The sequence below is a fragment of the Pontibacillus yanchengensis Y32 genome, from assembly GCF_000770635.1.
In the GTDB taxonomy this organism is placed as follows: Bacteria; Bacillota; Bacilli; order Bacillales; family BH030062; genus Pontibacillus; species Pontibacillus yanchengensis.
The window spans coordinates 1-19,739 of the sequence record NZ_AVBF01000065.1 but is presented as its reverse complement, the minus strand read 5'-3'; the positions used below and the strand labels follow the sequence as shown (position 1 = coordinate 19,739).

20 protein-coding genes and 1 pseudogene are annotated in these 19,739 nt (G+C 37.4%); 9 read left to right on the top strand and 12 right to left on the bottom strand.

All coding sequences use genetic code 11. From position 1 onward, the window contains the following. The first annotated feature begins 211 nt into the window (after positions 1-211). Both metA and N782_RS17050 read left to right on the top strand, forming a co-directional pair. Positions 212-1,120, top strand: a complete 909-nt coding sequence (gene metA / locus N782_RS17055) for a homoserine O-acetyltransferase MetA (RefSeq protein WP_036823051.1) — start codon at positions 212-214, stop codon at positions 1,118-1,120. A 304-nt stretch (positions 1,121-1,424) separates the two neighbouring features. Then, positions 1,425-2,372 carry a nucleoside hydrolase gene (locus N782_RS17050; RefSeq protein ID WP_036823049.1) on the top strand — a complete coding sequence of 316 codons (948 nt, stop codon included), beginning with the start codon at positions 1,425-1,427 and terminating at the stop codon, positions 2,370-2,372. Here the strand turns inward: N782_RS17050 and N782_RS17045 are convergent. Then, positions 2,356-2,838, bottom strand: coding sequence for a GNAT family N-acetyltransferase (locus N782_RS17045; RefSeq protein ID WP_036823046.1), 483 nt, complete (start codon positions 2,836-2,838; stop codon positions 2,356-2,358). The two genes, N782_RS17050 and N782_RS17045, sit on opposite strands and share 17 nt — an antisense overlap. A gap of 229 nt (positions 2,839-3,067) precedes the next feature. Between N782_RS17045 and N782_RS17040 the strand changes: the two genes are divergently transcribed. Together N782_RS17040 and N782_RS17035 are read left to right on the top strand one after the other, a co-directional pair. Continuing rightward, positions 3,068-3,463: a hypothetical protein gene (locus N782_RS17040; RefSeq protein ID WP_036823043.1), complete on the top strand. Its 396-nt coding sequence runs from the start codon at positions 3,068-3,070 to the stop codon at positions 3,461-3,463. A 293-nt stretch (positions 3,464-3,756) separates the two neighbouring features. Further along, positions 3,757-4,215 (top strand): flavodoxin, encoded by a 459-nt coding sequence (locus tag N782_RS17035; protein WP_036823040.1) that lies wholly within the window; start codon positions 3,757-3,759, stop codon positions 4,213-4,215. 102 nt (positions 4,216-4,317) lie between these two features. Here N782_RS17035 and N782_RS17030 read toward each other — a convergent pair whose 3' ends face one another. Further along, the gene (locus N782_RS17030; protein WP_036823037.1) at positions 4,318-4,833 is read right to left on the bottom strand and encodes a hypothetical protein; all 516 of its coding nucleotides are present in this window, start codon (positions 4,831-4,833) and stop codon (positions 4,318-4,320) included. 136 nt (positions 4,834-4,969) lie between these two features. On the opposite strand from N782_RS17030, the gene N782_RS17025 reads away from it, so the two are divergent. Next, positions 4,970-5,809 (top strand): hypothetical protein, encoded by an 840-nt coding sequence (locus N782_RS17025; protein WP_036823034.1) that lies wholly within the window; start codon positions 4,970-4,972, stop codon positions 5,807-5,809. A gap of 38 nt (positions 5,810-5,847) precedes the next feature. On the opposite strand, the gene N782_RS17020 is transcribed toward N782_RS17025, so the two are convergent. Both N782_RS17020 and N782_RS17015 read right to left on the bottom strand, forming a co-directional pair. Beyond that, positions 5,848-6,027 carry a hypothetical protein gene (locus N782_RS17020; protein WP_036823031.1) on the bottom strand — a complete coding sequence of 60 codons (180 nt, stop codon included), beginning with the start codon at positions 6,025-6,027 and terminating at the stop codon, positions 5,848-5,850. Between the two features lie 14 nt (positions 6,028-6,041). Next, entirely contained in the window at positions 6,042-7,991 is a 1,950-nt protein-coding gene (locus N782_RS17015) for an aconitate hydratase (RefSeq protein ID WP_036823028.1), read from the bottom strand. 794 nt (positions 7,992-8,785) lie between these two features. On the opposite strand from N782_RS17015, the gene N782_RS17010 reads away from it, so the two are divergent. Then, entirely contained in the window at positions 8,786-9,661 is an 876-nt protein-coding gene (locus N782_RS17010) for an NAD(P)-dependent oxidoreductase (protein ID WP_036823025.1), read from the top strand. Between the two features lie 82 nt (positions 9,662-9,743). Here N782_RS17010 and N782_RS17005 read toward each other — a convergent pair whose 3' ends face one another. The 4 genes from N782_RS17005 to N782_RS16990 all read right to left on the bottom strand — a co-directional run bounded on the left by N782_RS17005 (position 9,744) and on the right by N782_RS16990 (position 12,887). Beyond that, positions 9,744-10,367, bottom strand: coding sequence for a flavin reductase family protein (locus N782_RS17005; protein ID WP_036823022.1), 624 nt, complete (start codon positions 10,365-10,367; stop codon positions 9,744-9,746). A gap of 180 nt (positions 10,368-10,547) precedes the next feature. Then, positions 10,548-11,018, bottom strand: a complete 471-nt coding sequence (locus N782_RS17000) for a thioesterase family protein (RefSeq protein WP_036823020.1) — start codon at positions 11,016-11,018, stop codon at positions 10,548-10,550. Positions 11,019-11,034: 16 nt separating this feature from the next. Further along, the gene (locus tag N782_RS16995) at positions 11,035-11,994 is read right to left on the bottom strand and encodes a 3-hydroxyacyl-CoA dehydrogenase NAD-binding domain-containing protein (RefSeq protein WP_036823019.1); all 960 of its coding nucleotides are present in this window, start codon (positions 11,992-11,994) and stop codon (positions 11,035-11,037) included. 2 nt (positions 11,995-11,996) lie between these two features. Next, a complete protein-coding gene (locus N782_RS16990) occupies positions 11,997-12,887 on the bottom strand; it encodes a beta-keto acid cleavage family enzyme (RefSeq protein WP_036823017.1) in 891 nt (296 codons plus the stop codon). 231 nt (positions 12,888-13,118) lie between these two features. Here N782_RS16990 and N782_RS16985 point away from each other — a divergent pair, with 231 nt between their 5' ends. Continuing rightward, on the top strand, positions 13,119-13,670 hold the full coding sequence (locus N782_RS16985) for a TetR/AcrR family transcriptional regulator (RefSeq protein ID WP_036823015.1): 552 nt from the start codon (positions 13,119-13,121) through the stop codon (positions 13,668-13,670). A 155-nt stretch (positions 13,671-13,825) separates the two neighbouring features. On the opposite strand, the gene N782_RS16980 is transcribed toward N782_RS16985, so the two are convergent. Together N782_RS16980 and N782_RS16975 are read right to left on the bottom strand one after the other, a co-directional pair. Then, positions 13,826-14,911, bottom strand: coding sequence for a mechanosensitive ion channel family protein (locus N782_RS16980; RefSeq protein ID WP_237582683.1), 1,086 nt, complete (start codon positions 14,909-14,911; stop codon positions 13,826-13,828). Beyond that, entirely contained in the window at positions 14,904-15,752 is an 849-nt protein-coding gene (locus N782_RS16975) for a YihY/virulence factor BrkB family protein (RefSeq protein ID WP_036823013.1), read from the bottom strand. Before N782_RS16975 ends, N782_RS16980 begins: the two co-directional genes overlap by 8 nt. Positions 15,753-15,980: 228 nt before the next feature. Here N782_RS16975 and N782_RS16970 point away from each other — a divergent pair, with 228 nt between their 5' ends. After that, positions 15,981-16,844, top strand: coding sequence for a DMT family transporter (locus tag N782_RS16970; protein ID WP_036823011.1), 864 nt, complete (start codon positions 15,981-15,983; stop codon positions 16,842-16,844). A 167-nt stretch (positions 16,845-17,011) separates the two neighbouring features. After that, positions 17,012-17,560 carry an HTH-type transcriptional regulator Hpr gene (locus N782_RS16965; RefSeq protein ID WP_036823010.1) on the top strand — a complete coding sequence of 183 codons (549 nt, stop codon included), beginning with the start codon at positions 17,012-17,014 and terminating at the stop codon, positions 17,558-17,560. A 153-nt stretch (positions 17,561-17,713) separates the two neighbouring features. Here the strand turns inward: N782_RS16965 and N782_RS16960 are convergent, their stop codons facing one another. Together N782_RS16960 and N782_RS16955 are read right to left on the bottom strand one after the other, a co-directional pair. Then, a complete protein-coding gene (locus N782_RS16960; RefSeq protein WP_036823006.1) occupies positions 17,714-17,902 on the bottom strand; it encodes a hypothetical protein in 189 nt (62 codons plus the stop codon). Between the two features lie 243 nt (positions 17,903-18,145). Then, positions 18,146-19,237: pseudogene (locus N782_RS16955) on the bottom strand (DEAD/DEAH box helicase); the annotation flags it as partial. Positions 19,238-19,739 lie beyond the last annotated feature (502 nt).

Below are 19,739 nucleotides of genomic sequence, written 5' to 3'. Positions count from 1 at the left end.
ACATTTCTCTAATCCATAATATCTCGAATCCAAGTCTTCAACATAATGGGGCGATTATGGAATAAGAACTGCAACATTTACTTATTCTCTATATAAGAACCCCGCAAAAAGTCTAACTTTTCCGATAATTGAGATTATGCTGTTGCCCTTTACATGTTCCATAGATATAATGATTGTATTCATTTTATTTGTAGTAAAGGGGGAACTGCGATTGCCAATCAATATTCCAAGCAAGTTACCGGCGTACGATGTACTAGAGAACGAAAATATCTTTCTGATGGATGACAAACGGGCAGTTACACAAGATATCCGCCCTTTAAATATACTTATCCTAAATCTAATGCCAGAAAAAGAGCGTACTGAAACCCAATTGCTTAGATTACTAAGTAATTCACCGCTTCAAGTTAACGTTGAATTTCTGCATACAGCAACATATGAATCGAAAAATGTAAGTCAATCTCATTTGCACCAGTTTTACAAAACGTTTGATCAAGTAAAAGATCGTCGTTATGATGGGATGATTATTACGGGTGCTCCAGTTGAACTATTACCATTCGAAGAAGTCGATTATTGGGATGAACTAACCAAAATTATGGAATGGTCCAAAACGAATGTTACCTCATGCTTACACATTTGTTGGGGTGCTCAAGCAGCTCTTTACTATCATTATGGGATTAATAAGTACACCCTTCCACAAAAGCTTACTGGTGTATTTAGGCATTACATAATGAATTCGACAGTTGAGTTATTGAGAGGCTTTGATGATGAATATTTAGCTCCCCATTCACGGTATACTGACGTCTCAGGAGAGGAAATTCTAGCTCATAATGACCTTATTTTGCTTTCGTCTTCCGAGGAAGCAGGTGCTTTTATGGCTATGTCTAAAGACGAAAAGCATGTCATGATTACCGGTCACATTGAATACGATGCTTACACACTATCTGAGGAGTACCAACGAGATATTGCTAAAGGATTAGAAGCAGCGATCCCAAAAGATTACTTTCCTAAAAACGACCCAGAAGCAAAACCATTAAATCGCTGGCGTTCCCATGCATACCTGCTCTTTTCAAACTGGTTAAATTATTATGTCTATCAAGAAACACCTTACGAGTGGGACTAATAATCAAAGGTAATAAATAAGTTAAAGCCCCGAATTTTTCATTTCGGGGCTTTTGTATTTTCTGTTAAAAAGAACATGTAATTGAATTTCATAAATGTCAAGATTCAATTATACATTAATCCTATATGTCGCTCATCACACATGAGGAATTAAATCCCCCCATTACCCGCGTAGATATAAATCATTATATTTTATAGCGTAGCTTCTTCTATCAACAGATATCTTAAGAAATGCTTGATAGGCTAAGCTAAGTGATAGCACATCACCTAATTACATATAATGTTAATTAGAAAGGAGAATGTAGATGAAGGATATTGTGATATTCACAGATACTGGGGTTGATGATGCTTTTGCTCTGATTTATGCGCTCAAGCATCCCCAATTAAATGTACTAGCCATTCTTGCTGGATATGGGAATGTATCCAAGGAAAAAGCTACTCGCAATGTATATTATCTCTTAAAGAAGACAAATAACACGGATATACCCATCATAAGTGGTGCCTCTAAATCTTTAGCCGGGGATCGACCTACTTTTTATGAAGAAATTCATGGATACAGTGGGCTTGGTGAAATTGAGACAGAAATCGAAAAATTTAGTGTTCTCAACTTTGACCAATTTTACAAGATACTAGATGAGAACGAGAATGTCACGCTCGTCAATCTAGGTCGTCTCACATCCCTTTCTATGAGCTATATTACAGCGCCTGATATCATGAATAAGATATCGGATATTGTCATAATGGGGGGAGCTTTTTTAGTACCTGGTAATGTGACTCCTTATGCAGAAGCTAACTTTTATGCCGATCCAACAGCAGCAAAGGTCGTAATCAATAATTCTAGCCCTAAAACGGTCACTCTTGTGCCATTAAACATTACAGAGAAAGCTATTCTCACGATGGATTTACTTAATACCATTGTGCAAGAATCCGTGACGGAATTAGGTTCCTTATTAGAAAAATTATTTAATCCTTATTATGAATTTTATCAAAAAAAGAACAACAAAGTAAAAGGCGCGCCACTCCACGACCTAACAGCGATGATTTATGTTACAAACCCCTCATTATTCAAAAGCTTATTTAGAAATGTGACAGTTGTAGATGATTCCTATCATTCAAGTGGTCTGACCATTGCGGACTTCAGAAATAACCCCACAATTGAAAAAAATGAAAACAATTACTGTCGTATTCTTTTACAGGTAGATGAAAAGGGGTTAATTGAAGAATTTAAGAAAATTATCATTGGAAATGTGTGACTTCATTCAATAATTTCTCATACACATATACTTGATTCTTTTCATTCGTTACAGATTCCTTAATATACGTAAAACCAACTGATTCCCAAAAAGAGTGAGCTTTTTTATTATCTACTAATACACCTAACCGAATTGCCTCTACTCCCCGCTTAATCAATCGGTTTTCTAGTGCAATATAGGCTTGGTAACCGAAAGAATACCCTTGATAATCATTATGAATCATAAAAAGTCCAATCCACGGATAACCATCCTTAGGATTATGATTCAGGTAATCCACCACACCAATATAAGTATCCTCTAACTTAATAAACAGGCTCTCTGTTTGATCATTCAAAAACTCAGCTTTCAATTCCTCTATACTTCGAGTAGGATCCCCATTTTCCATCCTATTATAATTTGGGTTGGAATTTTGGATCTCCTGTGCAATATATATAGTATCGTCCGTAATGGGTTGGAATGTAATCATTGTTTCATCCCTCTCTCTAATCTATTTATTACTGTAATACACCAATTATATCTATGCCCTTAACCATTTCTTTGCCTTCACAATCCAAACTATAACCCTAATCAAGCCATATTCAGATATGGCTATATACATAATTGACATTGATAATCGTTATCATTTATGATGTTAGTAATGAAATGATAAGCTTTCTCAATTAAACAATATGGAATGATGGAAAGGGGTAAACCTTATGTACTCTTCATTTATAGTAACAGCACCCTTTAAGCATGAAGTTGAGTGTTTTTGCTCAGATGTTAAACATACGAACACCATCACTTTTAGAAAAGGTGATCACCTTTATCTAACCGAGGAAAAAAGATACGTTGACGATATCGGATGGTATTTTAAAGTTTTAATAAATGATATGTATAGTGCTTATTTTATTATTACAGACTTAGAAAAACTGTACCAGATGGAATATCTTCACTCCTTATTTGATATAGAGTTAGAAATTAACTACTACCAGTATAAGGTTAATCAAGCATTAGATGAAAAAGATGAAGAAACCTTTACAGACTATGTTACCAAATTAGAGAAACGTCAAAAACTGCTCCAGAACAAGAACAAAAGCGCAAGCGCCCGATAAGCGACGTACAAACTGCGGCCCACACGACGTGGGTTGGTTCGATGTTGCTACGTGATGTAGCGATTTTAATCGAACTTCCTTAAAATCCTTTGAGATAAAGGAAACACGAAGAGCCACAGCGATTCGATGTTGACTTATCGTAAGGAGGTGCAGGAAGTTTGCTAGTCGCTGGGCGCTGGAGCTGGACGTGGCCACTTCACTTGTTAGTTATACACAAGCGATGAATTTTATAATATCGCTATACGAGAACAAATTCACCAGTTATTCATGTACAGAAAGGAAGGATGAGAGGGATGGCGAACATACTAATTACTTTTGCTAGCATGTCTGGCAATACGGAAGAAATGGCCGACTTATTAAAAGATGATATTGAAAAGCATGGACATGAAGTGACACTGGAAGAGCTTGACGAATTAAGTGCTCATGATTTAGTTCACTATGAAGGCATATTATTAGGGTCCTATACATGGAATGATGGAGACCTGCCGTATGAAGTCGAAGACATATACGAGGAAATTGAGGATGTAGATTTAACCGGAATTAAGGTGGCTGTGTTTGGTTCTGGAGATACAAACTATCCTCTATATTGCGAAGCTGTCCATACGTTTGAAAAACAACTAACCTCCTCAGGTGCAACTCTCGTCCAAGATGGTCTAAAGATTGAAATGGCGCCTGATTCAGATGAAGATTTTGATAATATTTCCAATTTCGGAGATGCATTCGCTACTTTTTTTAACAAGACTCCAGTTTAATCATAAACAAATGTTTAAAAAAGCCAGGAATGTCACCTTATGGTGTTTCATTCCTGGCTTTTTGCGGTTTATACAAATTAAAGGAAAGCTAAAGCATTACATTTAAGCCTTCATTTGATAATCTCTTGGCCAAAATATATGGCGTTTTCCAGTAGATAGTACAATTGTTTCAATTACATCTGGCACTCTTTGAAACATATGCTTTGAGCATTCGATTACCATATTATGAAATTGCTGTAGCTGCTCCTCCACACTTTCAAATACATATTTTTTTATATTAAGTTCCTTTTCAGATTGTTGTATAACGACGTGGTCAAGACTGAACTCTTTACCACTAATCTCATCAAATCCATTCCAAAACTGACAGAACCAAGCTTTCTTATCCTCTTGTTGTTCTATAGTTATCTGCTGAATAAGATTGTCCATAATTTGAGCTAACTTTATGTAATAACACCCTTGTGATGGAAATACTTGCTCATTCATATCGTGCTGTTTCTTCTCGATTACCTCTAATATAGTAAGCATGTTTCGTTCCTGTTGAGGGAGCTGATATATCTCATGTACCACTTGATTCACAAAAGACTGAAGTTCATCTTTCCAGCTCTCAGTAAGTTTCATAACCTTACACTCCATTCTCCTTCTATATACAATCATTATAATTGATAATGATTATCAACGTCAATGAAATCCTTCCCTTCTGAATAAGTGATACCTTATTGCAAAAACTACATAAACGAGCATAAGGGGGATATATATGATTTGGTATATTATGTTATCTGGTATCAGCATTTCAATAATTATTTATACTATTCATAAGCATAATGACCTCAGGTTACTCCCGTTTTTCTTAGCACTTGCAGGCATTATTTATCCATTCGAAACAGTAATTTTAGTTTATTTAGAGGCATACCACTACAAATTGGATATATTTGAAAATATCTATAAAGACAGCGTAACTGGTAACTTTGTTTCAAATTTATTAGCAGTGCCAGCCGCTAGTTTATTTATTGCTGCAAATCAACTTAGATATCGATGGTTTTGGATTATTTCGGGGATATTTGTTTGTATAGAAATCCTGTTTACCCATCTCAATATTTTCCTGCCTCAATGGTGGAAAACATATTACACTGCGCTTCTATTACCTATTCACTTCTTTATTGGGAAAAAGGCATGGCAGACTTATTGTTCCTACATGTATAATCGCCCTCCTTGGTGGTTACTATTTCTTATACTTTATTTTGCATGTGTATCCACTCTAGGAACACTTAATTTTATCCTTTTAGGTGCATATGATTGGTTTCACTTTCATGCAAATTTATACGAAGACAGCTTCAGAGACCACTTAAGCATAGCAGTACCACATTTGTTTGTTTTTGCTATGGTGATTAGCGTGTCAGTCTTGCTTCAAGTATCAAAGATGTTTACTCTTTTAATTCTTGTTGTAATTGATTTTATATTTATAAATTTAAATATTTTACATTTTTCTAGCATTATTTCTTATATAATCTATATTGGACTTCGGTTGGCAATTATCTGGCTTATCCAGCTCTTCTTTATTATTTTACGTTTACATCCTTCATCTGAAATGAAATAAAGAACTGCCCTTTAATTTTTAAAGGACAGTTCTTTTTATTATTCTAGTGTTCGGTTGTTTTCATCTACATCGAAATGTTTATTGGTTACACCATGTGACTGGTCTGCTTTCATTTCACCTGTACCATCACATATAGTACAAGTATAACGCCATTCTTCGTCATCCATGAGTAAACCTGATCCATCACATGCTGTACAACGTATTTCGTGCCTCGCCATTCACATCGCTCCTCTTATTTTTTATCGCGATCTCTGACCCAATTAATGAGTCCTCCTTTTAACATCATGTCCACTTGACGGGAAGATAATGTATGGCGAAGCTTAACTTCTTCATTTTTTCCTTTAACAGTTGCTGTAACCTCTTCTCCTTTTTGAATTGCATCACGCAATCCACTGAATTGAAGCACATCCCCTTGTTCTAATTTATCAGCTTCTTCATCAGTTGAGAAAGTTAATGGAAGAACACCAAAGTTCACAAGGTTCTGCCAGTGAATTCGAGCAAAATCCTTCACTATAACAACCCTTGTACCTAAGAAACGAGGAGCTAGAGCAGCATGCTCACGACTGGAGCCTTGTCCATAATTATAGCCACCAACAAGGGCGTGACCACCCTCATCGCGAATATCCATCGCACGATCGTAATAAGAGTCGTCAACGATTTCAAATGTAAACTTACTAATTTCAGGTAGGTTACTTCGATAAGGTAGAACTCGAGCACCTCCTGCTAAAATTTCATCTGTTGAAATGTTATCTCCCATCTTAAGAAGTACAGGTAACTCCATTTCATCAGGTAATTCATCCATCTCTGGAATGGATGCAATGTTAGGTCCTTTTTGTAGTTCAACTTGCTTAGCCTCTTCCGGCAACAGTGGCTTATCCAATAATGTCATATCAATTGTTGGCTGATCTGGGTCCTTTACATCAGGATAATCCATGTCTAGTGTACGTGGATCGGTAATCTTACCAAATAACGCAGAAGCCGCTGCAGTTTCTGGGCTACATAAGAACACACTATCTTCTTTCGTACCTGAACGTCCTGGGAAGTTTCGAGGTGTGGTACGCAAACTATTTTTACCTGTTGCAGGTGCTTGTCCCATACCAATACAACCGTTACATCCTGCCTGGTGAAGACGGGCCCCTGATGGCAGTAAATTAGCCATATGACCATGTTTCACAAGATCAGTTAAAATTTGACGAGAGGAAGGGTTAATATCATAAGAAACACCATGTGCAACTTGCTTTCCTTTTACGATTTCAGCTGCCATTGCAAAGTCACGGTATGAAGGGTTTGCAGAAGACCCAATATAAGATTGATAAATTGGCTCTCCAGCCACTTCTGTTACCGGAACAACGTTACCAGGACTGGATGGCTTGGCTATTAATGGCTCAAGCTCAGAAAGATTAATCGTTTCTGTTAAATCATATTTTGCATCGTCATCAGCTAATATCTCAGTCCAGTCTTCTTCACGGTCTTGACTCTTCAAATAACGCTTCACCTCATCATCTGAAGGGAAAACAGTACCTGTAGCACCAAGTTCAGCTCCCATGTTCGCAATAACGTGACGATCATCAGCTGACAGGTTCTTAAGACCTGGACCATGATATTCGATAATTTTACCAACACCACCTTTTACATCATGACGACGTAAAAGCTCTAAAATAACATCTTTTGCACTTACCCATTTAGGAAGTTCACCTTCAAGATAGATGCCCCATACTTCTGGCATTTTCACATAAAATGGTTCACCTGCAATTGCCATAGCGACATCAATACCACCAGCGCCCATAGCAAGCATACCCATCGCACCGTTTGCACATGTATGCGAGTCAGACCCTAACAGCGTTTTGCCAGGAACGGCTAACCGCTGCATATGTACAGGGTGACTAACTCCATTACCTGGACGGCTAAAGTAAATACCAAAACGTTGGGCTGCACTTTCTAAGAATAAGTGGTCATCTGGATTTTTACTGTCTTCTTGAATCAAATTGTGGTCGACATACTGAGCAGAAACCTCGGTTTTTGCATAATCTAGACCCATAGCTTCTAACTCAAGCATTACCATAGTGCCTGTAGCATCTTGTGTGAGTGTTTGATCAATCTTTAGTCCAATTTCTTCACCAGGCGTCATTTCACCTGATACAAGATGATCTTTGATTAATTTTTGCGTGACATTTAATGCCATCATTCGACCTCCTTCAATAATTACAGTTACTTCTTCTATCAGTACTATACCCTGAAAATGGGAAAATCAATCTCTAAGATGTTGCTCTATTAAGTTAATTTTTTCTTATTAACGGAGAATAATACAGAAGACTTGGATTCGAGATACTAAATGAAAAGCTACTGTATATAGGCTTGATCCGATAATTAAAGAGAGTAGGATTTTTATAGTACTTACGGAATACTTGTTGTTATATTTGTATTGAATTTGACGAATACCTTATATGAAGAGCTTACTTAACAATTAAATGTGAAAGCGGACATAGGATCCGCTATTATCTCCAAACAAGAAAATTTTAGATACTTAAAGGACATAAGATTCCTTATTTGAAGCAAAACAGCCTTTATAAAGGGAAAATTTGCCAAATAAGGTATCCTGTGTCCGTTTAACTTCTATAAATAGCGTTTTTCATGAAATAAGAGATTATATGTCCGTTAAGATAGGTGTTAGCTTCAAATATACGAATTTTTTATATCAATCACCTTTGCCATGTTTCCGTTTATCCCTTTATCGCAGAAGATCGCCGTGGAAAAAGGAGACTCCCTACCTCGTGTAGAGTCTTCAGGACGTGAGTTGTTCCACTTCACCTTTATTTTGACTTATGCAAGGGAAACACCATTCTTTTTACAGACTAAATAGAAAAATATCTCGAACTCAAGTCCCCAATATAATGGGGCTAAATTATTAACCAATCCTCCCTGTTGCACGGTACATTTCATAATGATATAGTCAAGCCACGAAAGGAGTGGAGAATCATGGCAAAACCGCGTATTGGCTTTATTGGAACAGGTGTAATGGGAAAAAGCATGGCGAAAAGGCTTATGGATGAAGGGTATCCACTTCACATATATACAAGAACATACGAAAAAGCAGAGGAACTAATCGAAGCAGGTGCTTTTTGGAAAGAAAAAGTAAAAGATATAGCCTCGGAATCTGACATTATTATTACAATGGTAGGCTACCCGGATGACGTTGAAGAAGTATATTATGGGCAAGATGGATTGATGGACAATGCCAAACAAGGTACGTATCTTATTGATATGACCACCTCGTCACCTGAAATAGCAATGGACATTCATGACAAGGCGACCACCAAAGGATTAATCGTAATGGATGCACCAGTTTCAGGAGGAGATATAGGTGCAAAAAACGGTAATCTTTCCATCATGGTAGGCGGAAATGCTGAGGCTTTCGAGCAAATGAAACCTGTTTTTAACATTATGGGCAGTAATGTAGTGCTACAAGGAGAAGCTGGAGCTGGTCAATATACGAAAATGTGTAATCAAATAGCTATCGCTTCCAACATGATGGGAGTTTGTGAAGCATTGATCTACGCTGAATCAGCTGGACTGGATCCTGATACTGTCCTACAAAGCATTAGTGGAGGCGCTGCAGGAAGCTGGTCCCTAACTAACTTAGCACCACGCATGATTGCAGAGGATTTCTCCCCGGGATTTTTTGTCAAACACTTCATAAAGGATATGGGTATCGCAATCGAATCCACAGAACGAATGGGATTAGATCTGCCTGGACTACAGCTTGCCAAAGAACTGTATGATAAAATTGCAGAAGACGGTGAAGGAGATAGCGGAACTCAAGCTTTATATAAGTACTATAAATTGAATAGTTAACAATCAGATAAAAGGCATGTGACTTTTCCAGCACATGCCTTTTAAAATACGTATAGTGTATAAATTTCTTTAAACACGAGGTTTATTCTTTTGGTAATGTAAACGGGTTTGATAAAGATGCGTAGTCAACAGCTAACCGTGCTAGCGGTTTCCATTGATTAATGTCAGTTTTATAACCCTCGAGATAGATGTCCTCTTGAACATGTACCTGCTTCACCCTACCAAAAACCATATGATTCTCGCCAAATTGTATAGTTTGTTCTAACTTACATTCAAAGGCAACTGGTGACTCTAGCACAGAAGGAACCTCAACTGACATCGATTTTTGAGGTGTAAGACCTGCTCTTTTAAATTCATCTTCCTCTTCGTGATATGGCTTTGATGATTCATGCATAGCATTGGCCAAAGACTCTGGTACAACATTGATCACAAATTCTTCTGAAGCTAAAATATTCGCCAATGTATCTTTCGTTTTAGTATCACGACTTTCTACAGAGGGCCCCTGTCCAATCGATATAGCCAGTATAGGAGGTTCTGGAGAAGCAACTGTAAAAAAACTAAACGGTGCTAGATTCAAGATACCTTTTCTACTTTTCGAGGATACCCAAGCAATTGGACGCGGAACAACAGATCCAGACATTAATTTATACATTTCTTTCTTCTGAAGCTTTTCCGCTTCAAAACGTAAGGCTTTATCATTTGGCATATACTGTATTCCCCTTCTTACTATTCGAATATTTTCTTCTCACTCTACATTACTTTTCTCAAGTAGTCTAAAGATAAAGCTAAGAAGTACATAAGCGTAACGGCCTAGCGCAATAAATCGCGTTTATCATGAGTTCCTATACAATAAAAGGGCTGATCCATAGAGGCTCAGCCCTTACTCTTATTTTCGTTTTATCCCAATTATTCTACCTACTTGTTTTGGTTTGTCTATTTTGGCATCTTCATTAAAGATTTCGTCAATTTTCTTTGCTACCACTTCTGGAAAAGGTTTTGGCTTTCCTTCTTTGCGGTCCATTCCCATAAGCATTTGCTCCATCGTGGCAACAAGTTCTCCCTCATTATTCTCCATTAATAAAAATTGGTGAATTCTTTTCACATCTTTATCAAGGATTTGGCTTCTAATTGTAAGCTCCTCACCCTGATGTGCTTCTTTTAGATAACAAATGTGTGTTTCAAGCGTAAAAATTGTATAAGCATGCTCTGAACGACCTTTTTCATCTAAACCGATATAATCGATAAAGTCTTCAGCGGCGATGCTAAATGCCTTTGCATACTCTGCATCATTCATGTGTCCGTTGTAGTCCACCCATTCCGGACGTACGTGCTGCTTTGTTGAAAAATGTGGATTCATACAAAATCCTCCTCCGCTATTGTTTCGCCTTATCTTGCGCCTCTGGCCAATAGTCCTTCACTAAATCAAGTAATCGAACCAAAAATTCATTACGATTTTGGTCTAATTCTGACATGGAGAGTTCCCCTGCTTGATCTTCACAACCAGATACAACTCGATTGTATAACTCATCTGTTAACTCAGGAGCTTCAAGCTTCGTCCAAGGCTTCTTCAATGCAGGCCCAAATTGTTTAAGCATGTGACGCATACCTCCCTCGCCCCCAGCTAAGTGGAAAGTAAGAAACGGTCCATATTGTGCATACCTAAGTCCTGCACCGTATGTGAATGCTTGATCTACCTCTTCTGTCGTAGCTATGCCCTCGTTCACGATATGGAGAGACTCACGCCATATTGCTTCAATCAATCGATCCGCAATATGACCTTCAATTTCATGGCGGACAAGTAAGGCTTTCATATTTAGTCCCTCATAAAACATTCTTGCTTTATCTACATTTTCCTTTGTCGTGTATTTGCCAGCGACCACTTCAACTAAAGGAAGAATGTAAACAGGGTGGAACGGATGAGCTACCACAAAACGTTCTGGATGATGAAGGTTTTCTTGTAGCTCGGAAGGCATAATTCCTGATGTACTAGAACCAATCAAAGCTTCAGCTGGAGCGTACTTGTCAATGTCCTGAAGTACCTTTTGTTTCAATTCTTCTACTTCCGGTACATTCTCTTGTATAAAATCAGCATCCGCTACTGCTTTGGATAGATTTTGTTCAAAGGTTAGACGCTCCTTGGAAGCACCTTCCGCTAAACCAAGTTCCTCTACATAAGACCAAGCATGATCTAAGGCTTTACGCATACGCTCTTCTGCGCCATCTGCTGGATCAGTTGCAATAACATCATATCCATGAGCTAGAAAACGAGCTATCCATCCATTTCCGATTACTCCTGTACCAACTACTGCAACTTTCTTAACCTGTTCTGACATAATTACTGGCCTCCATGGGGATTACGCAAGTTTAAATATTCTCTTGCTTCTTGTGGTGTCATGGGTTCCATTCCATGCCCTGCAAGCATCGTTACAGCCTTATCAACCAGCTGTTCGTTACTGGCTAAGACACCCTTAGAAAGGTACATATTATCTTCTAGTCCTACACGTACATTTCCTCCAAGTAGAGCTGACTGTGCAGCAACTGGCATCTGCATCCGTCCAATTCCAAAAGCAGACCAATGAGCATTTTCAGGAAGGCGATTTTTCATATACATCATTGTTTCTGCATCCGCTTCAGCTCCCCAGGGGATACCTAAACAAAATTGAAACATTGGATCTCCATCAATCAACCCTTCTTGTATAAGTTGCTTTGCAAAACGAATATGCCCTGTGTCAAAGCATTCCAATTCAGGTTTAACACCACTTTCCTGGATAAGCTTCGCCTGCTTACGAAGCCAGTCCGTTGGGCTCATATAAATCATGTTACCGAAGTTTGTACTTCCACAATCAAGTGTGCACATTTCTGGTAATAGCTCCCCAACAGGCTCATGACGCTCCTCAGGTGTTTGAATATCTGTACCATCACCACCTGCAGATGGTGTAGCAAGACTTGGGATAAAGTCGCCTCCTCCTCCAGAAGTAATATTAATAATTACATCTGTTTCAGATTCACGAATACGCTCCACAATTTCACGGTAATGCTCAATATCGTGACTGATGCCTCCTGTTTTAGGATCACGCGCATGAACATGGGCAATAGTAGCACCTGCCTTAGCAGAAGCAATCGCTGAGTCTGCAATTTCCTTTGGTGTTATAGGTACATTTGGATTTTTTTCTGTTGTATCCCCTGCTCCTGTTACCGCAGCGGTTAGTAGTACTTTATTTGTCATAAAGAAGTCCTCCTTATATCTTAAGCGGATTTTAGTGTATTTTGTAGTTAACTAATCTTTTCAAACTATACCATCCAGACGGTTTATTTTCAATGGGTGGTACAACCTATATCTAATTTTCTTCTAAATCGAAAAAAGATTCGTTTTACTTCCCAAAATTGAAAATGACCGTTTATGTTGATAGGATTAGATACATAATGAAAATCTAATACGTAATGAGGGACATATAACATGCCTAGAGAATCGAAGCGGCATAAAATATTAGAAGCAGCAGCGTTGATTGTACATAATCAAGGTACAGATGCATTAACGCTTGATGCTGTGGCCAAACAAGCGGAAGTTAGTAAGGGTGGATTGCTGTATCATTTTTCTAGTAAGGAATCCTTAGTTAAAGGGCTTGTAGAACATATGGACACGATTTACCGCGAAAATGTAGAAGGATATGCAAATGCGGATCAAGAACAAACGGGAAAATGGACGCGAGCACTAGTAAATACGATGTACAAGGCTGGTATAGAAAATAAAGAAATTAGCGCTGGCATGCTTGCTGCACAAGGGATTAATCCACAATTACTAAAGCCTCTCCAAGAAACCTATTCCAATTGGCAGGAACAAATTCAGCAAGATGAAGGGATTGATGAGGTGCAAGCAACCATATTGCGTCTTGCTGTGGATGGGTTATGGTTATCAGAAATATTCGGTCTTGGTACGTTGGATGATGACTTACGAAAAAAAGTACTCGAACGATTATTACAACATACGCACAACCATTCATCTGAATAAATTAAGTCGTAAGCCATCTTGCTCTGCCTCATGAGGTATAATCATGGTAGGCTTACCCCAAACCATTAGATCAAGCCTCTGAGGAATGGACTTTGTAGTTAGGCAAGCTTGTCTACTAAAAAACCACTCACTTCTTAGATTGAAGTGAGTGGTTTTTATTCTCTATATTGTTTATATATAGCTGGATCGACACTTTTGACATGTAGATCACGCTGTGGAAATGGAATTTCAATATCATGCTCAGCTAGCATATTATAGATCCTGAAATTTAGGTTACTTTTCATGACAATGACCTTATCAGGCTCTGAGATCCAAACAAATAGTTCAAAATCTAATGAAGAATCGCCAAATCCTACAAAGTTCACAAAAGGTTCAGGTTTATGAAGAACAGTCGGAGAAACTAACCGTTCCTGTTCAGCTACTTGTAGCAATACCTCTCGAACCTGGTTCACATCACTTCCATAAGCAACGCCAACAGGTAGCACTAACCTCATAACGCGATCTCCATAAGAACGATTTATAACTTTCTCCTCTAAGAAATAAGAATTTGGAACAATAATTCGCTCATTATCCAGTGTCCGAATGATGGTCGCACGCATGTTTATTTTTTCAACATCGCCTATGATATCGTCCACTAAAACACGGTCTCCTACCTTAATTGGTCGCTCAAATAGAATAATTATCCCAGAAATAAAGTTGTTGGCAATGTTCTGCAAACCAAAGCCAATCCCTACTCCCACTACTCCTGCAAAAACAGTCAAGGCACTTAATTCAATTCCAATAGTTGATAAACTAATAATAACCGCAAGTACCATAATGGTATAGTGAAAGATTTTATCAAACGTGAATTGAACACCTTTGTCTAAATCATACCGGTTATACACCGTTGGAAATATGTAAGATGTCATTAGCTTGGAAATCCTCTGAGATAAGGAAAGGATAAGAATGACTAGAATGACAAGGAAAACAGATATGTCTTGATCACCAATGGAAAACAGTGTTTGAAACATCCATTCTGATGATTTGAAGTAGAATAATAAAAAGAAAACCACACCATAAAACGTTATCCAGTTAACCAAGCTTTTTATAATAGGATTTATAGTAGCGGTTCCCTGTCTTTTTTTGCGTATAGAACGATCAATCCAAAATATCGACCAGCGGATGAACAAGATCAGTACTAATCCTATAATAAATGGAACACCATCTACTAATAGTACTTTTACTAGGTCAGAATTAACCACGATGATATACCCCCAGTTTTCTTTCCGTTACTATGCGTTCCCTTAAGAGCGCATTAATCTCACCACCTGTTATTAATATGATACCTGTGATATATAGCCAGATCATAATGACAATGACCCCTCCAATACTTCCATACATTGCAGAGAAATCTCCCCATCTATTCACATACATGGAGAACAGCAGGGATACAACCTGCCATCCTGTAGTAGCAAATAAAGCACCAATCCAAGCCTCTTTAAATCGAATGGGACGATTAGGGACGAATTTGTACAAAAATAATAAGGTTACAAAGAACAGCACAGATGAAATAACCCAACGAAGCGGATGCCATATAGATAAGAATGTTTCTGACAAACCAAATGTAGAGAATAGAAAATCTCCTATTAGTGTACCAAATACAGGTAACAAAAGGGCAAGTAAGATAATAAAAATCATCGCAAACATCAACCACACTGATAACATTCTTTGTATAATAAAATGTCGTTTATCTTGTACTTGATAGGCACGATCAAGCGCTTTAATTAGTGCATTTATCCCATTAGAAGCAGCCCATAATGTAGCTATTACCCCGAAAGAGAGAAGCCCTCCATTTTGATTATACATTAACTCTTGGATGCTGGATTGAATAATCTCATATGCGCCCTCTGGAGCATAAGACTGCACAATTTCCATAACCTTTTGTTCCGGTATGTTTACATAACCTATTAAGGTTACAAGGAAAAATAGAAATGGAAACAATGACAACAAAAAGAAATAAGAAAGCTGTGCTGATAAACCTACAACATCATCCTGGTTCATACGGTTTATAAGCTGCCTACTGAACTGAATCATCTTTTTCATGATGGGTACCAGCCTCTCATAGAAGGTTCACTTTAAAAGAAGTTTGTCTCCCTATGAATGTATGGCTTGGCACAGATGAGTATGAATAAGATTGAGATAGACAAGTTAGTTGACATGATAAAGGAAATTCGTTAATCTTTTTTTCTGGTTTCTATTATGGATTTAACTAGGTAAGTACATAATAAGTGAACTGCTCATTATTTTAATGTAGGAGTTGGAAAAATCACCATGAGCAATAGAAGTAAAGGAATTATTTTATTATTATTATCTGCATTTGGTTTTGCAATGATGTCTGCATTTGTTAAGTTGTCAGGCGAATTGCCTACCACACAAAAAACCATGTTTCGTAACTTAGTAACAGCTGTGATCGCTCTAGGGTTTGTTTTAAAAAATAAAGTTCGCGTATTCGGAGAAAGAAAGAATCAAAAATATCTTCTTCTTCGCTCTGCATTAGGTACGCTCGGTATGGTATTGTATTTTTACGCAATAGATAATCTAGTTTTGTCAGATGCTGATATGCTGAATAAACTAAGTCCCTTTCTATTAATCATTTTTTCGGCAATCTTTTTAAAAGAAAAAGCAAAAAAGTTTCAGTTGGTAGCTGTTTTGATTGCATTTATTGGAACATTATTTGTTATTAAACCTGCTTTTTCACTTGAAATCATCCCATATGGAGCTGGTGTATTATCAGCCATCTTTGCTGCGGGCGCCTATACAGTGCTTCGATTTCTCGGTGATAAAGAGAAGTTCTATACGATTGTATTTTACTTTTCCTTTTTCTCAACGGTGACCTTATTACCATTTGTTATTGCTTTTTATGAACCTATGACGTTCCAACAAGTCATGTACCTACTATTAGCCGGTTCATTTGCGACACTTGGACAATTTGGTATAACCATTGCTTATAAATTTGCTCCAGCAAAAGAAATATCGATCTTCTTTTACTCAACCATTGTATACACCTCAATTTTAAGTATGGTCATCTTCGGACAGTTCCCTGACCTATATAGCATCATAGGGTATTTCATTATTTTCAGTGCTTCTTTTTACATGTACATGAAAAATAAGCAACTTGATAAAGCCTATGGTTAAACTTAACATTTCTTACGCCAGTGCCTACACTGGCGTATTTTTTGATATAATACAAAATACGAAAAAACATTTATTTTGAATATGGGTTTTCAATTGCGTATGATAGACAATAGAATGTTTGTATGTAGAATTCTAAGAGGTGATAGATTAAGTAGGAGGGTATATCAATGCATAATCATTCGTTAAAAGAAGCCATCCTGTTTAGTCATAGGATGACCCAGCTTAGTAAAGCGTTATGGAAATCAATCGAAAAGGACTGGAGAGCATGGGTAAAGCCTCACGGTCTAAACATTAATGAACATCATATTCTATGGATTCTGTATGAAAAAGACGGCACAACTATTTCTGATCTGTCCAACCAAGGGGCTATGCACGTATCAACAGCATTCAACTTCTCTAGAAAGCTTGAAGAACGTGAATTGCTTGTCTTCTCTAAAAATGATGAAGATAAACGAAATACGTACATTACACTTACTGAAGACGGCAAAAACTTATTAATGAAGACAATTTCATCTTTTAATCCTGACAACCATACCATTCTGGCGGGGGTACGACCATTTAAACAAACATTTGGAAAAGTACCTGATTTCAAAGAAATTTCTTCTATTATCCAGAATTTATATGATATTGATTATGATGAGACAGACTCCCTTGATGAAGAATTGCTTGAACATCTTGGAACAGATATGGAATCAGATAAATCCCCAGAAGAATGACAAAGTCCCATGTAGCATTAATGTATAGTGTACATATTAGATGAAATCAAGCCTAGCTCGAATGAGCTAGGCTTTTAATATGGTTACTGTCTATGTCTGTTGTATGTAAAAATACTTTATAACATTGTCTGATTTGGATGCATTATATACTTTCTACTTCCCAGACTGTGATGTGATTTTGCGCAATAAGATTAAGACCACAATATTCATAACCACTGTAAACCCAAGGACAATCTTAAGCCACATAGGCATATCTACAAAAATAATATTTATCGTCAAAATCAAAATCATGAGTGAGCTAACGAGATAATGTGGTGTGAAATCTGTTTTTGGTTGTGCCATTCCTTTCCCCCTTCTTTATTACTCAATCAAGAACGTGCTACTAGTGACATTACCATAGCAGAAATCCTATTATATTGGCAATAACTTTCAACCTTTTTCCTCTAAGCTTAAAGGAGCATCTCCCAATAATTATCCTATTACTCTCGTAGGTTTCCGCTACTTTTCCTCTCTTAATCAAATGGATTTAATAGCACACAATTAAATCCCCCTAGAATAATCTAGGAGGGCTAATTTTTACATTTCTTTCTTTTGAAGTTTCTTTCCTATCCCTTTTTCAATCAAATGGAGCATATTTTTATCCTTTGGAGCAATAAATGTTACAGCAACTCCCTCTTCACCGGCTCTACCAGTTCGTCCGATACGATGGATATAGCTCTCTACATCTTGAGGGATATCATAATTGTACACGTTGGTCACACCTTCTACATCTAACCCTCTTGATGCCACGTCCGTAGCAATTAATAATTGAACTTTAGCATCCCGAAACCGTTCCATCACTTTTTCTCGTTTTTTCTGTGTTAGATCACCGTGTAATTCATCAACAAGATATCCTTGAGCTTTTAACTCTCCATAAAGCTTACTTACCCGCCTTTTCGTCCGACAAAAGATAATGCCAAGGAAAGGCTGTGTTTCTTTAATCACCTTTCGTAATGCATCCTGCTTTCTTCGATCCGTGGTCTCCACGACATACTGATCAATTTCTTCAACTGTTCGTCCTTTTGACTGTATGCGCACTTGTTGAGGATTCTTCATATGTTTATAAGCTAGCTTATTAATATCTGATGGAATGGTGGCTGAAAATAATGCTGTTTGCCTTGAGGATGGTGTTTGTTTAATAATATCCTCTACTTCGTCTAAAAAACCAATTTGAAGCATCTGGTCCGCTTCATCTAAAACAAGCATAGAAATGTTAGATAAATCAATCGTCTCACGTCGAATGTGATCTAACAATCTCCCAGGAGTTCCAATAACAATTTGAATATCTTTATCCAACCGCTTGACCTGCTGTTGAACGTCCTTCCCACCATATACTGCAAGCATGTTAGCCTCATCTGACATACGCTCAAGCTCAGATGTTAACTGTAGAGCTAACTCTCGCGTAGGTGCGACAACTAAAGCTTGAATTGTAGGATTATTCGAATCTATTTTCTCTAACATTGGAAGTAAGAAACTTAATGTTTTACCTGATCCCGTTTGTGCTTGAGCAATGACATCTTTGCCGTTCATTAATAGCGGAATCACTTCCGTTTGAATTTCAGTGGGAGTGGTAATCCCATTAGTTCGTAATGTTTCTATATAGTTTTTGCTTAACGTAAATTGATGAAAATCATTCATGTACGTGCCTCTTTCTATTGATTGACGTACCTTTTATTGTATCACTTACGCTAAGTAAAAATATATTTTTTGTTACTATAGTTTTTAAACAGTAAAGAAAAAGACAGAGGCAATTAAAAATCCCATAATGGCTATGATGACAAGAATACTCAAGACAACGAGGGTTAATTTCAAACCGCTACTCATTCATTCACCACCCTGCTCGCAATAAGGAGTTTTTAATGTACATATAAAAACGTACTCAATCATCTTCTAATACATTCCAAATCACCTTAATAAACACAAAATGTTCAGCACAAAAGCTAATTTTTTTGTAAAATCTCCCACTCTTTTTTTAATGGCTGTGTTAACGTTTGTTGTTGATATAATAATGTAGTTTTATGTTCTTCCATATAAGCACCATTATGTTGAAGACTTGGATTCGAGATATTATGGGTTAGAGAAATGTTTCCTTTGTGTTAATTTAGAGAAAAGATGGGCCGGGAAATAGCTCGCTTTCCTG

Bases quoted from the DNA above. Each gene is read 5' to 3' on its own strand.
- N782_RS17050 (WP_036823049.1), top strand. From the start codon at position 1,425: ATGAAGGATATTGTGATATTCACAGATACTGGGGTTGATGATGCTTTT.
- N782_RS17045 (WP_036823046.1), bottom strand. From the start codon at position 2,838: ATGATTACATTCCAACCCATTACGGACGATACTATATATATTGCACAG.
- N782_RS17040 (WP_036823043.1), top strand. From the start codon at position 3,068: ATGTACTCTTCATTTATAGTAACAGCACCCTTTAAGCATGAAGTTGAG.
- N782_RS17035 (WP_036823040.1), top strand. From the start codon at position 3,757: ATGGCGAACATACTAATTACTTTTGCTAGCATGTCTGGCAATACGGAA.
- N782_RS17030 (WP_036823037.1), bottom strand. From the start codon at position 4,833: ATGAAACTTACTGAGAGCTGGAAAGATGAACTTCAGTCTTTTGTGAAT.
- N782_RS17025 (WP_036823034.1), top strand. From the start codon at position 4,970: ATGATTTGGTATATTATGTTATCTGGTATCAGCATTTCAATAATTATT.
- N782_RS17020 (WP_036823031.1), bottom strand. From the start codon at position 6,027: ATGGCGAGGCACGAAATACGTTGTACAGCATGTGATGGATCAGGTTTA.
- N782_RS17015 (WP_036823028.1), bottom strand. From the start codon at position 7,991: ATGGCATTAAATGTCACGCAAAAATTAATCAAAGATCATCTTGTATCA.
- N782_RS17010 (WP_036823025.1), top strand. From the start codon at position 8,786: ATGGCAAAACCGCGTATTGGCTTTATTGGAACAGGTGTAATGGGAAAA.
- N782_RS17005 (WP_036823022.1), bottom strand. From the start codon at position 10,367: ATGCCAAATGATAAAGCCTTACGTTTTGAAGCGGAAAAGCTTCAGAAG.
- N782_RS17000 (WP_036823020.1), bottom strand. From the start codon at position 11,018: ATGAATCCACATTTTTCAACAAAGCAGCACGTACGTCCGGAATGGGTG.
- N782_RS16995 (WP_036823019.1), bottom strand. From the start codon at position 11,994: ATGTCAGAACAGGTTAAGAAAGTTGCAGTAGTTGGTACAGGAGTAATC.
- N782_RS16990 (WP_036823017.1), bottom strand. From the start codon at position 12,887: ATGACAAATAAAGTACTACTAACCGCTGCGGTAACAGGAGCAGGGGAT.
- N782_RS16985 (WP_036823015.1), top strand. From the start codon at position 13,119: ATGCCTAGAGAATCGAAGCGGCATAAAATATTAGAAGCAGCAGCGTTG.
- N782_RS16975 (WP_036823013.1), bottom strand. From the start codon at position 15,752: ATGAAAAAGATGATTCAGTTCAGTAGGCAGCTTATAAACCGTATGAAC.
- N782_RS16970 (WP_036823011.1), top strand. From the start codon at position 15,981: ATGAGCAATAGAAGTAAAGGAATTATTTTATTATTATTATCTGCATTT.
- N782_RS16965 (WP_036823010.1), top strand. From the start codon at position 17,012: ATGCATAATCATTCGTTAAAAGAAGCCATCCTGTTTAGTCATAGGATG.
- N782_RS16960 (WP_036823006.1), bottom strand. From the start codon at position 17,902: ATGGCACAACCAAAAACAGATTTCACACCACATTATCTCGTTAGCTCA.